Consider the following 13,548-nt stretch of genomic DNA (forward strand, 5'->3'; position numbering starts at 1 on the left):
CACAGTTTAACGGCATCCAACTGTGGTTGGACAAGCTGTAACTGGGATAGCGAGAATAAACAAGGCCGCAAATGCGGCCTCGTTCTGCACTTATTCCTTGCGCAACAGCACCCTGGACACCCGACGCTCTTCAACCGCCATCACGGTCATGTTCCATCCTTGCCAACTGAGTGTGTCTCCAATGATTGGCAAGCGATCAAGCAGGCTCATCACCAACCCGGCAAGCGTCTGGTAATCCTCCGTCGCTTTCGCCTGGAAGCCGATGTGTTCGCGAACCTGACTGAGATTCAAGGCGCCGCTGACAAGAAAACCTTCTTGTTGGGGAACAATGTTCGGGCCTTCGATTTCACTGGCATCCGGCAATTCACCTGCAATGGATTCCAGGATGTCGGTCATCGTGAGAAGCCCCACGAAGTCACCGAACTCGTTCACCACGAACGCGATATGGGTCGACTCCTTACGCATTTGTTCCAGTGCATTGAGGATCGTGAAGCTGTCGAGCAGGTTGATGGCTTTGCGCGCCATGACTTCCAGATCCGGCTGATTGCCCGCGAGTATTTCTTTAAGCAGTTCTTTCTTATGGACAAAGCCTAGCGGCTCATCCACGCGTCCCTCCCGAATCACCGGCAAGCGGGAGTAAGAAGAGTGCATCAGCGTCGTACGGATTTCTTGCGTAGCATTTGCCAAGTCGAGGTGGTCGATTTGCGCACGAGGCGTCATCACGCTGCGTATCGGGCGCTCGGCCAATTGCAGCACCCCACTGATCATGACTCGTTCGCGCCGATGGAAAACCTGTTCGGGTTCGTCGCCCTCCAGCATGTCGGCGATTTCCTCACCGACTTCATCGGCATCCAGCTTTTGACCACCCAACAGGCGCAATACCGCATGGGCGGTACGCTCGCGCATCGGCCGAAGACCTTGCAGGCTTTTCTTGCGACGGGAGCGCGCCAACTGGTTGAACAATTCAATCAGGATCGAGAAACCAATCGCGGCGTACAAGTAGCCTTTCGGAATGTGGAAACCCAGGCCCTCGGCGGTGAGGCTGAAGCCGATCATCATCAGGAAACCCAGGCACAGCATGATGACGGTAGGGTGGCCGTTGACGAATTTTGTCAGCGGCTTGCTCGCGATCATCATCAAGCCGATGGAGAACATCACCGCGATCATCATGACCGACAGGTGCTCCACCATACCCACGGCCGTGATCACCGCATCCAGGGAAAAGACCGCGTCCAGTACCACAATCTGCGCAACGATAGGCCAGAACAGCGCATAGGCGGCATTGCCGGCACGTTGCGCCACGTGGCCCTCGAGGCGCTCATGCAACTCCATGGTCGCCTTGAACAACAGGAACACACCACCGAACAGCATGATCAAGTCCCGGCCCGAGAACGTCTTGCCGAACACATCGAACAGCGGGTTGGTCAACGTCACCATCCAGGAGATGCTGGCGAGGAGGCCAAGGCGCATCAGCAATGCCAGGGACAGGCCGATGATACGGGCACGGTCGCGCTGCTCGGGCGGAAGTTTGTCCGCCAGGATGGCGATGAATACAAGGTTATCGATGCCGAGCACCAGCTCCAGCACGATCAAGGTCAGCAGGCCGAGCCAAGCCGTGGGGTCGACTATCCACTCCATGGGTTATTCGCTCCCTCGTGCGATCAATGCGAGGAAAGGGGGCTGCAACGCACATGTGCAGGCCCTAGGGGCGCAGGAGAGCAAACGGTTATTTGAAAGGCGACTGGGGGGTTCCTGGGGGGTGTTCATACAGACCTGGAAATGATTGGGGAAGAAATCCTACAACGGTTTCCAATACTTCATACGAGACGATTTATTACAGGATCTGACAGGGCAGTCCGAGAACGCAGTGATTGGCACGGACCGGTAGCCGCTGTGTTGAAAACCGTTCCATGCGCGCCAGGTGATCCCGTAGACGACAGGCCTGGCCAAATGCCAGGCTTGTTACTATTTTTTTGTGTTTCTGAGGGTTAGACTCGTTAGCGGAACTATTCGCAGACGTCGCTGCATCTGCCCAGTTCGCTGCGGAGAAGGAAACCCGGAGTATGCAAATCCCATCGTTTACGCAGAACCCCGCGGCGCATTTTTCGTGGTTCCTGAAACTTGTGGTTGTCGCCGCTATTTCGCTGAATTTGTTCGCTCATCCCGCGCAAGCCGCGGACAGCAAAACGACTCTTCGTTATTTCCCCTCCGGGCCCATCTATGAGTATCGTTGGCAGCTCCTTGAGTTGGCACTCGCGCATACACGGGCTACTGATGGCCGCGTCCGTCTCGTTCCCTATACGGAGGAGATCAGTCAGAACCGTGGCATGGAGTTGTTGCAGGCAGGGGAGATCAATGTGATTGCCCTGGGGACCAACGCCGAACGCGAATCCCATATGCTGCCGATCAAGATCGATATCTTGCGTGGCCTTATCGGCTTTCGCCTGCTGGTGATTCGCGCTGCCGATCAAGCTCGCATCGCTCAGATGGATGAGCATGCTCTGCGCCAGCAGTTGATTCTGGGCCTTAACAGCCAGTGGGCCGATGTGCCCATCATGCAAGCCAGTGGGTTCACAGTGGTCACCTCGACCAACTATGAGAATCTTTTTGGCATGCTTGCCGCAGAACGCTTCGATGCCTTCCCGCGCGGGTTGAATGAGGCGGCGCGTGAGCTTGAAGAGCGCAAGGATAGCTATCCTCAATTGGTCGTTGAAAAAACCAAGGCGCTGTTCTTCCCGTACCCTGTGTACTTCTGGGTCAACAAGAATGACACTGCACTGGCCGAACGAATTGAACGCGGGCTCAAGCTTTCCTTGGAAGATGGGTCTTTCCGCAAGCTCTTTGAGACTTACCACGCAAACGAGATTGCGACGCTTGCCAAGGAGCATCGGCAGGTCATCCGTCTTTCCAACCCTGTTCTGCCTGAAAAAACGCCAGAGCCGGATACTCGCTGGTGGTGGAAATAAGATGCCAATCACTGGGTTGGAGTAAACCTGGATGTTTTCCTCTCAGACGCTTTTCAGGCGACTGCTGTACACCATGTTTCCATGGTATCTGCTGATTGCTGTCAGCATGACGGCGGTGCAATTGAGCATCCAGTATTTCAGCGTCAGCAGGGACATCAGTAATGACCTGGCCTCCCTGGGCCGGACCATCGGCCCCAGCGTCACAAACGCCGTGTGGGAGTTGGATAAACCTCAACTCATGAACATGGTCACCGCAGTGCGCCAGAACGCCATCGTCACCGGTGTCCAGGTAGCTGCAGCCGACGGCAATGTTCTGGCGGTCTCAGGCAATGTTCCAAGCGTGATGAAAGAAGGGGAGGCTTTCTTCCCCGCCAGCTTCCGCCAGGTAGAATTGCCGCTCACGTCCCCCTCGCAGAACGGCGAGCATACTGTGATCGGGGTCCTGAAAATGTATTCCGATCGCAGCGTGCTATGGGACCGTACCAAGTACGCCAGCCTGTTCATCCTGCTCAATTCAATCGTCATTACTTCTGCACTGTGGCTGATCATTCTCTGGACCATTCGCTATCGACTGTCCAACGCCGTTACGCAAGTTTCCCTGGCTGTGACGAACTGGCGTTTCGGCCCGGACAATGCCCCCGTGGAGAAAGTCGAATATCCCTACAGCGACGAGCTGGGCGAATTGGTCAATGCCTTCAACGAAAGCCGCAGTCGACTCTTCGATTCGCTGCAGGCGCTCAACCAGCTTAATCACAACCTCGAAGACCTCGTTGCCGAGCGAACCGAAGCGCTGGTCCTGGCCAAGGAAGAAGCGGAGCGGCTGACCCAGGTCAAGAGTGATTTCCTGGCTAACATGAGCCATGAAATTCGCACCCCCATGAATGCCATTCTCGGCATGCTCTATCTTGTCCTGAAAAAGGATTTGCCGCCGGTCTTGCGTAACCAACTGGGTAAGGTGCAAACGGCCGCCCACTCACTGCTCGGTGTGATCAACGACATTCTCGATTTTTCCAAAGTCGAGTCGGGCAAGCTTAAGCTCGAACAGATCGAATTCGGGTTGGATTCCGTGTTAGAGCAACTGACGGATGCCATTGCCTTCCAGGCCGAAGAAAAAGGTGTGGAGTTTCTTATTCGCCATGACCCAACCATTCCTGCGCGGTTGATAGGCGATCCATTGCGTCTGGGCCAGATCCTCCTCAACTTGTGTGGGAACGCCGTAAAGTTCACGGATAAAGGCGAGGTGGAGTTGGCTTTCCGCAGCCTGAGCATTCGTGACGACACGCTGCATATGCAGATTAGCGTGCGCGACACGGGCATCGGCATGAGCCCCGAAACGCAGCAGCATCTCTTTGAAAAGTTCACCCAAGGCGATTCATCCACGACTCGCAGGTTTGGTGGGACCGGCCTCGGACTTGCCATCAGCAAGAGCCTGACCGAATTGATGGGCGGGCGTATCTGGATAGAAGACTCGCAACCAGGCAAAGGCAGCACGATCAGTTTCACCGTGCAGTTACCCATCGCGCGGCAAGCACAGGCCCGCCAACGAGAACTGGTCGACCAGACCGGACCGCTGCTCAAGGGCATCCGCGTTTTGCTCGTCGACGACAACGCCGTGTCTCGCGAAATTCTGGCCGAGATGTTGCGCTTCTTCCAGTTGGACGTGGTCACGGTTGCCAGTGGCCCAGCGGCCCTTACTGAGCTGCAGAGCGCCACCGCCGAACCCTATGATCTGGTCCTGATGGACTGGCGCATGCCCGGCATGAATGGCGATGAGACCACCCAGCGCATCCGCCGCGATCTCCGTTTACCTCGTCCTCCGAAGGTGATCATGATCACCGCCTACGGCCGCGAAGACGTTTTGCGCCTGGCCGAGCAGGCCGGTGTGGAAGGTTTCTTGATCAAGCCGGTTTCACCTTCGGTGCTGCTCGACTCCATTCTTTCGGTCCTCGGGCGGGGCCGCATTCTCGGCGTGGATGCTCAAAGTAGACCCGCGGCGCCTGATCCTGCGAACAGCGGACAATTGGTCGGTGCACACATCTTGCTGGTCGAAGATAACGATATTAACCGGGAGTTCGCCACCGAATTGTTGCGCAGCGAAGGCATGGAAGTGGAGGAGGCCGTGAATGGGCAGGATGCTCTCGACAGGGTTCAAGGCAATGAGTATGACGCGGTCTTGATGGACATCCAGATGCCCGTGATGGATGGACTGGAGTCCACCAGGCGCATTCGGGCGCTGGCTGATAACGAGGGGGGAGAGCGCTTTGGGGCACTGCCGATCATCGCCATGACAGCACTGGCAATGACCCTGGATACCCAGGCCAGCCATGAAGCGGGAATGAACGATCACATTACCAAGCCAATTGCGCCGGATCGGCTGATGACGGTGCTTTCCAAATGGATACAGTTACCCAGCCGGCGCAGCGGCCTGCGGCCGACGGTGCCGGATGTCGAGACATCGCCGGTGTGCGGCATGCCAGCCGACCTACAGGCAATGACCCACATCAATGCGCAGGACGGGCTGCGCCGCATCGGCGGAAAGGCTGATGCCTATCGAAAACAGCTAAGGCGATTCCGCCAGCACTATGCTAATGCGTTGGTAAAGGTGCGCGATTTTGTTGCCAGCGGTGACCAACACGGCGCCGGGAATTTCTGTCACACCCTCAAGGGCGTCACTGGAAATATCGGAGCCCAGGGCCTCTATGACATCGTCTCGAGCATCGACGACCAGCTCAAGCAAGACATTACCCCCGATGCTCGCATCCTGGATGAGGCCGAAATCCTCCTGCAGCAGGTGCTGCAGGAGATCGACGGGATTGCCAAGGATGATGGCCTCGCTCAGTCGAGTGTCGCCGAACCCTTTTCAGCACCCTTGCTGCACACCTTGCTGAGCCAGCTCGCGCAAGCCTTGGAATCGGATCTTGGTGCGGCAGAACCCATACTCGCACGATTGCTCATGGGGACTCGCGGAACCCAGATCGAGCAGGAAGTATCCGCTATTGCCGCCTTGATCGATGATTTTGAAATTGACGCGGCACATTCCCGATTACAGCACCTGAATATGATCGATCCGGACACGTCACCATGACCGAACTTGCTCCCAACAACAAACGTGCGCGCATTCTGATCGTCGATGATGTCCACGAAAACTTGCATGCTTTGATGGGGATGTTGCGTGACGATTTTTCCCTGTGCGCCGCAACCAGCGGTGAAAAAGCGCTGGAACTGGCCAACCGTCAGCCGCAGCCCGACCTCATCCTGCTGGACATCAAGATGCCCGGCATGGACGGCTATTCCGTTCTTTCTGCCCTGAAGCTCGATCCTTGCACCACGAATATCCCGGTTATCTTTGTCACCGCCCTGGCCGATGCCATGGATGAGGCGCGCGGCTTGGCGATGGGCGTCGCAGACTACATCACCAAGCCGTTCAGCCCTGATCTGCTCAAGGCACGTATCCACAATCAGCTTGAGCTCAGGCGCCTGCGCCAGAACCCCATCCGTTTCGATATTGCCGCGAACGCAGACCCGGCCAACCGTCCGACGCTCCTGGTAGTCGACGACATCCCGGAAAACATCCACGAACTGCTCGAAGCACTCAAGGATGACTACCGCATCACGGTTGCACGCACCGGCGCGCAAGCACTGGATGCCGTTCAGGGCGGCACACCGCCAGACCTCGTCCTGCTTGATATCGTGATGCCGCGCATGGACGGCTATGAAGTCTGCAAGCGCATCAAGGCAACGCCGGCAGGCAGTCGCATTCCGATCATCTTTGTCACCGTCATTAATGCTACGTCGGAGAAAGTCAAAGGCTTTGAGATCGGCGGCGCCGACTACATCACCAAACCCTTTGATATCGATGAGGTACGAGCACGTATTCGCACCCACCTGGAGCTGGCCAGACTGCATCGCTTCCTAGAGGATTTAGTGGCGCAACGCAGTGCATTGCTGCAACTGACGGAAGACAAATATCGCATTCTTGCGCACCGTGACCCTCTGACCGGCTTGCCTAACCGCGTACTTTTCGCCGAACTGCTGGACCACGCGATCCTGCATGCCGAGCGCGATCAGTCTCAATTTTCCCTGCTCAACATCGACCTCGATAACTTCGCAACGATCAATGAAAGCCTGGGCCACAAACTCGGTGACCAGTTGCTGACCCAAGTTGGCCAGCGGTTGCAAAGGCTGTTGCCCGAAAGCGATAGCATTGCACGCATCGGCGGTGATGAATTCAACATTATTCTGGAGCACCTGGATGTTCCGGTGGACCTGATGTCCCAGCGCATCATCAATGCGTTGGCAGAACCCTTCATTCTGGGCAAGCAGAATGTCTACATCGGCGCCAGCATCGGAATTACGCTCTATCCCGACGATGGGACAGACTCCGAAACCCTGCTCAGCAACGTTGACGCGGCACTCCATCGAGCCAAAGAGCAGGGGCGGGGCGTCTTGTGCTTTTTTTCGCCAGAGATGACCGATCACGCCAAGCGACGCTTGAAACTCGAAGCCGAGTTGCGCAACGCCCTTGAACAAGGAGAGCTGCGGGTTTACTACCAGCCTCAGATTGATCTGGACACGGGTAATATAGGCGGCCTTGAAGCACTGGTCCGCTGGCAACACCCCGAACGCGGGTTGATCTCTCCGGGTGAATTCATTCCCCTTGCGGAGGAGAGCGGGCTGGTCATTCAACTCGGCGACTGGGTGTTGCGCGAGGTGTGCCAACAAATCAAGACGTGGTCAGCAGCCGGGCTCGCACCGCGTCAGACAGCGGTGAACATCTCCGCTGTCCAGCTAAGCGCAGGGAACCTGGTTGAGTCCGTCAAAACCGCCCTAGCGGAAACCGGCATCAACCCCGACCAGCTTGAACTGGAAATCACTGAAAGCTATGTGATGGTCGACCGCGACCAGTCATTCAAGTCCCTGACCGAACTCAAGGCCCTGGGTGTACGACTGTCCATCGACGATTTCGGAACAGGTTACTCGTCGCTGGGCTATCTACAGCAACTGAAGGTGCACCGGCTCAAGATCGACCTCTCGTTTGTCCGCGATATGACGACTAACGCGGGCAATGCCTCCATCGTCAGGGCGATTATCGCGCTCGGGCACAGTCTCGGGCTGGAGGTGGTCGCGGAGGGCGTCGAAACGCCAGGCCAGGCGCGCTATCTTCGATCCATGCACTGTGATCTGATCCAGGGCTACCTGATCAGTCATCCCATGCCAGTCGAGGACACTAACCACTTTCTCTCTTCGTACCAATCGCCGCACGTTGTACTCGAGGATGAAACCTCATCCACCTTGTTGCTGCTGGACGACGACCCGGGCGTTTTATTCTCGCTCAAGCGCCTGCTGCGCCACGAGAACTACAACATCCTCACGGCGACGACTACGCTGGAAGCACTCACGCTGCTGGCTGAACACCGAGTTGGCGTAATCATTGTTGACCAACGCATGCCTGGCATGAGCGGTACCGAATTGCTCGCCTGTATTCGAACCATGCACCCCAATACGGTTCGGATGGTCCTTTCTGGCTCTACCGAAGTCGATAGCGTGACCGAGGCGATCAACCGCGGCGAGATCTATCGTTTCCTGACCAAACCGTGGCAAGAAACAGAACTGATCGAGACTGTGCGCGAGTCTTTTCGCCACTACCGGACGTTGGCTGGAGTGAAGCAGTAAACGCTCAAGTTGCCATGCTTCCTGAGCATGGCAACTTGAGCGGATTTCCCCGAGGTCATCCAATGACAGAGCTGATTCATGATTATGATCCTGCGAACACGCTGGATGATTCAGAAACCGTAGCAGTCTTTCTGGCCGAGGCTTACGACACAGGTGACTGGCGAAGGATAGGAGCCATCGGCCTGAAGCCGTGTTGCTACTGGCAAAACACATCAGTAGCTGGTGAAAAGCATCGAGGCAGAGGGCCACGAGGAGAATCCATGGGTTCACATAATGTATATTATGTTAAACAATGTGTTATGAACGATGTCCACTTCCACAGCATCCTCACATCCTCTAAACGTAGATGCACCACTCAGAAATTTTAGCGCGCGGGTTCACCCATGACGTGGCCGTTTATCCCATTCCCAATCTTTCCTCCGTACAGCCACTGGCGTCCTCAGTCTGCAACCCGTTTTCCGGGAAACCTTCAAGTCTCCGCTCGCTTGAGCGCAGTCACGAGTCGAGTCAGCCGTTCATTAGTTTCCTTAGTCACGGCAAGCCGCCAGAATTTCATCAGCTAGCGCAGAGTCATCGGGCACGCGCGCGACATCATAACTGCGCCTAAGGAATGAGCCATGACGTCAAGAAATTTGTCTTCGGCTTGATGAACCGGAAAATTATGCGCTTAGCGAAGAAAACCAATGTGATGTATTCGTTTTTGTTCGTTCGACCGGATGGTACTCAACTTGATGAGATTGGTAAGCTCATCAAGTGGAGCGTATCAAGCTGGTGATTGATCAAGTATTTGCTTTCGAGCAAGCCAAGCAAGCGCTTGAATATTTGGCGCAAGGCCTAGCGAAAGGTAAAGTCGTCGTAAAAATCAAATGAATTAACCAGGAAAGAGAGGCTTATCTTATCAAGAGAAGCCCTTCCCCCTTCCCCCCCTCGCCCATAAATTCAAGAGCAATGAAGATACTCGTTCAGTCATGAACAGCACACTCCCTTATGCAACCCTTCCGGTGCCTGAGGAATATGAGTACATTGGCGAGATTTAAAACTTGTTCGTTAGCTGTGCAGCCACAATATGCGCACTATTGTTGTATTCAGCTTTATAACTAGGTTGTGCGCCATTTGTATTGGCTTGATTAACTGTTGTTGAGGGCTCGCGCAAGTAGCCGTAGGCAATATCGACGGTCAACTTATTGCTCGGCGAAAAGGCTGCGCCCAGAGCTATTGTTCATAACGCCTCGCACTCAATTCGCAAGGTCGGTAGACATTTTTACAGAATTGATCGATATCCTGATCTTGTGCTTGCGACACAAAAGGCCGTTATTAGGCCTTTTGTGTGAGTCTATCAGTAGAGAGTCAAATTGACTTGCTTAAAACTCTCGAAATTAGTTTGATACGGTTATGCTGCGTTTTTAGAGAAGTGGGATGCTGTAGCTTACAAACACCCGGTTCTGATCTTGATCGCGCGCAGCTTCGCTATTGGATTTACCGTTACGCCAACCCAAGCCAACCCCTTTGAGCGCTCCCGACTGAATGACGTAGTCCAGAAAGATATCCCTTTCCCATTCCTTCTGATTGTCGCCGGATCTCGTCTTGATATTGTCCCCGGAGAGGTACATGACTGAGGCTTTCAGTCCAGGGAGACCCAAAGCGGCAAAGTCATAGGCGTACTGACCAAATGACGTACGTTCCCCAGCGCGGGTGAAGCTCTGGATCAGACGGTCTGTGTATAGATAAAGGCTACTACCACCGGCGCCTTTATCCACCAAACTCCCCTGATTTAACTGGGTGAAGCTGCTCCCGTCCGAAACGCTTTGGTAGCCCGCAGTAAATGCGTGGGCGCCAAGGCTATAAATGAACGTAGCACTCCAGAGGCGGTTGTCGATCACGCCATCAGCGTTCTTGGTGTAGCCACTGATTCGGTAACCTGATGTACCGGAGCTGTTTTCACCTGACGAGTCAGTTTTGAAGTAGCGCAGGTCTGTCTTCAGAGATTGGTTATCCGAGATTGCAAGCGTGTGGATCAGTCCGAAAAATTGCTGGTTATAGTAGTTATCGAGATGAGCGTAGTAGTACTGAGCCGTCAGGTCCTTGGTGACTTTCCAGTCGCCCCCGACGAAGTCGAACTGATTGCTTTCACGCGTTCCGCCCATAGCGGCCAGCCCTGTCTGATCCGTTGAACCGCGACCGGTGGCATGTTCAATTCGCCCGCCCGTCAGGGTCAGATCCTTGAACTCGCTCGAGGTGATTTGGCCGCCCTCGAACGTTTGTGGAAGCACCCGTGTATCGTTGGCGACAAGAATTGGAAGTTTCGGAATCAAGGTGCCGTAGCGCAGTTCGGTCTTCGACATTTTGACTTTTCCAGTCAGTCCCAGTCGGCTCCATTCGTCTACAGTACGGTCGTCACCGTCCGAGGGAATCATAGAACTACCGACGTGACGTCCCTTGCCAGTGTCCAGGGTGATGCCCAGCAACCCCAGGGTATCAATGCCAAAACCAACCGCACCATCGGTATAACCCGACTTGAAGTCCAACATGAAACCCTGCGCCCATTCTTCGGTTTTCGAAGGGGCAGCGGTACCATCTCGGTTGTCATTATTGAAGTAGAAGTTTCTCATTCCCAAGGTGGCTTTGCTATCACTTTGAAAGTCAGCAAACGCCTGGCCACTTATGGCAATACTGATAACTACCAGATTTATTGATACTTTCTTTAGGCTCACTGTTCAATGCTCCGATTTTTTTATTATTTGTAAGTAACAGAAGCAACAAGGAAATCTTTTAACTCAGCTATTTCTAAGATAATGCAAGCACTAGCAATTTGAAGCTAAACGGACAATCGCATCACGACTGCCTGCTTGCTCTCGAAGTAAAAATTTCTGGATTTTCCCAGTTGCGGTTTTTGGCAGCTCCATAAAAATTACTCTGCGCGGACATTTAAATCGAGCAAGACGAGCTTGGCAGAACATCATTATTTCTGCCTCGGTCGGAGGCTCCATACCAAGTTTCAACTCGACGAACGCGCAGGGTACTTCTCCCCATTTGTCATCAGGCTGAGCGACAACAGCGGCATGTAAAACAGCTGGATGACCGTGAATGGTTTCTTCGATTTCTACGGACGATATATTCTCGCCACCGGAAATAATGACGTCCTTGCAACGGTCGGTAATTTGCACGTAGCCGTTGGGATGCACTACGGCGACATCACCCGTATGAAACCAGCCGCCTTCAAAGGCTTTTTGGGTTGCGCTTTCATTCTTCAGATAACCCATCATTACGGTGTTGCCCTTGAGCAGTAGCTCACCCGTTGTCTGGCCGTCTTTCGGTACCGGCTGCATAGTTTCCGGGTCCGCGACCATTAAGCCTTCAAAGGCTGCTGCTCGAGCCCCTTGCCGTACACGCAAAGCGCCCTGCTCACTCGGTGTTAGATCATCCCAACCGTCTTGCCATTCGCAGCTGATTGGGGTGCCGGAAACCTCCGTAATTCCATAAACGTGGTTAACGTCGAAGCCTTGTGAGACTACGGCGTTGAGTACGGTAGCAGGAGGTGGAGAGCCAGCAGTCAGTACTCGAACCGACGTTTTAAGTGGCGGGCGATCTGCGGCGTTCGCAATCATGGCCATAACAATAGGCGCCGCACAGAAGTGATCGATACCATGGTTGTCTATCGACTCAAAAACCGTCTCTGCGGAAACTTTTCTTAGACACACATGCGTGCCCGCGGCAGCAGTGATAGCCCACGTAAAACACCATCCGTTTGCGTGGAACATTGGGAGTGTCCACAGGTAACGAGGAGCCCGAGAAAGCGGCCAGTTGGTGATCTGCAGCATACTCATCAGGTAGGTGCCGCGATGACTCGCCACGACACCCTTCGGATCACCGGTTGTGCCTGAGGTGTAGTTGAGCGCTATCGGCTGCCACTCGTCACTGGGCCATACTCCCTCGAAATCAGGGTTACCACTGCCGATGAACGTTTCGTAATCGACTTCCCCAACGCTCGCGGAAAGTGGTGCTAAGTGATCATTGATGTCGATGACCATCGGACGATGCTCAAGGAGTTCAATAGCGGCATTAGCCAGTGCAGCAAACTCTCGATCCACCAAGAGGAGCTTGCATTCCCCGTGACGAAGTATGAATGCTACGCCTTCAGCATCCAGGCGATAGTTAACGGCATTCAGAACCGCGCCGCAGAGGGGTATCCCAAAATGCGCTTCAAGCATTGCCGGGGTATTGGGAGACAGAATTGAAACGGTGTCTCCGGCACCCATTCCCTTTTTTGAAAGAGCTGAGGCCAGTCGATAGCAACGTTCGCGGGTCTCACTCCAGGTTCTGCGAAGTTCACCATGTACCACAGCTACCCTATCCGGGTGCACGAGCGCTGCCCGATCGAGAAAACCAAGTGGAGTCAGGGGCAAATAGTTAGCCTTGCAGTGTTCAAGCCCATTCTCATAAGCGCTAGGCTTCATGGTGTTGTCTCCTTATTATTGTGATGAAAAGTGGAAAACGCGCTCACCGGCTCCCGATCAGTGACCAAGGTGTTCTCGATACTGGACTCGTCGGCGTATCCCAGACTCATTCCGCAAACCAACATTTGATCTGCCGGGATCGCGAGGGCTTGCGAAATAACATGGTGATATTTCAAAAAAGCTGCTTGTGGGCAGGTGTGCAAGTTCCTCCCCCGCGCCGCCACCATCACCGCCTGCAGGAACATTCCGTAGTCAAGGAGACTCCCTTCTTTTAGGACTCGATCAATGGTGAAGATCAAACCAACAGGCGCGTCAAAGAAACGGTAATTGCGACTGTGTTGCGCATGCATTCGCTGCTTGTCACCCTTCTCAATTCCCAGCAATCCGTAGAGTTCCCACCCTACTTTCCTTCTCCGATCCACGTAGGGTGAAGTCCATTCGCGTGGGTAATTGAA

General features: G+C 54.5%; 8 protein-coding genes and 1 pseudogene. 4 read left to right on the forward strand and 5 right to left on the reverse strand.

Translation table 11 applies throughout. The annotated features are described in order from the left end of the window. Positions 1-90: 90 nt before the first annotated feature. Positions 91-1,638 (reverse strand): TerC family protein, encoded by a 1,548-nt coding sequence (locus KI237_RS14640; protein WP_212800426.1) that lies wholly within the window; start codon positions 1,636-1,638, stop codon positions 91-93. A 425-nt stretch (positions 1,639-2,063) separates the two neighbouring features. On the opposite strand from KI237_RS14640, the gene KI237_RS14645 reads away from it, so the two are divergent. From KI237_RS14645 to KI237_RS14660, 4 genes and pseudogenes are all read left to right on the forward strand, one after another. Continuing rightward, positions 2,064-2,966, forward strand: coding sequence for a substrate-binding periplasmic protein (locus tag KI237_RS14645; protein WP_212800427.1), 903 nt, complete (start codon positions 2,064-2,066; stop codon positions 2,964-2,966). Positions 2,967-2,997: 31 nt separating this feature from the next. Beyond that, complete coding sequence (locus tag KI237_RS14650) at positions 2,998-6,051, forward strand: hybrid sensor histidine kinase/response regulator (RefSeq protein ID WP_212800428.1); 3,054 nt, start codon at positions 2,998-3,000, stop codon at positions 6,049-6,051. Further along, positions 6,048-8,639, forward strand: a complete 2,592-nt coding sequence (locus KI237_RS14655) for an EAL domain-containing protein (RefSeq protein ID WP_212800429.1) — start codon at positions 6,048-6,050, stop codon at positions 8,637-8,639. The genes KI237_RS14650 and KI237_RS14655 overlap by 4 nt, the downstream gene beginning before the upstream one ends. Before the next feature lie 631 nt (positions 8,640-9,270). Beyond that, positions 9,271-9,509 (forward strand): annotated as a pseudogene (locus tag KI237_RS14660) (zinc-binding dehydrogenase); the annotation flags it as partial. Positions 9,510-9,672: 163 nt separating this feature from the next. Here the strand turns inward: KI237_RS14660 and KI237_RS30990 are convergent. The 4 genes from KI237_RS30990 to KI237_RS14675 all read right to left on the reverse strand — a co-directional run bounded on the left by KI237_RS30990 (position 9,673) and on the right by KI237_RS14675 (position 13,476). Further along, a complete protein-coding gene (locus KI237_RS30990; RefSeq protein WP_502937121.1) occupies positions 9,673-9,855 on the reverse strand; it encodes an outer membrane protein transport protein in 183 nt (60 codons plus the stop codon). Positions 9,856-10,042: 187 nt separating this feature from the next. After that, positions 10,043-11,350 carry an OprD family porin gene (locus KI237_RS14665; RefSeq protein ID WP_212800430.1) on the reverse strand — a complete coding sequence of 436 codons (1,308 nt, stop codon included), beginning with the start codon at positions 11,348-11,350 and terminating at the stop codon, positions 10,043-10,045. Between the two features lie 90 nt (positions 11,351-11,440). Then, the gene (locus KI237_RS14670) at positions 11,441-13,093 is read right to left on the reverse strand and encodes an AMP-binding protein (protein WP_212800431.1); all 1,653 of its coding nucleotides are present in this window, start codon (positions 13,091-13,093) and stop codon (positions 11,441-11,443) included. Beyond that, complete coding sequence (locus KI237_RS14675; RefSeq protein WP_249410735.1) at positions 13,090-13,476, reverse strand: nitroreductase; 387 nt, start codon at positions 13,474-13,476, stop codon at positions 13,090-13,092. Before KI237_RS14675 ends, KI237_RS14670 begins: the two co-directional genes overlap by 4 nt. Positions 13,477-13,548 lie beyond the last annotated feature (72 nt).

Origin of the sequence: Pseudomonas sp. St316 (assembly GCF_018325905.1) — a bacterium.
GTDB lineage: Bacteria > Pseudomonadota > Gammaproteobacteria > Pseudomonadales > Pseudomonadaceae > Aquipseudomonas.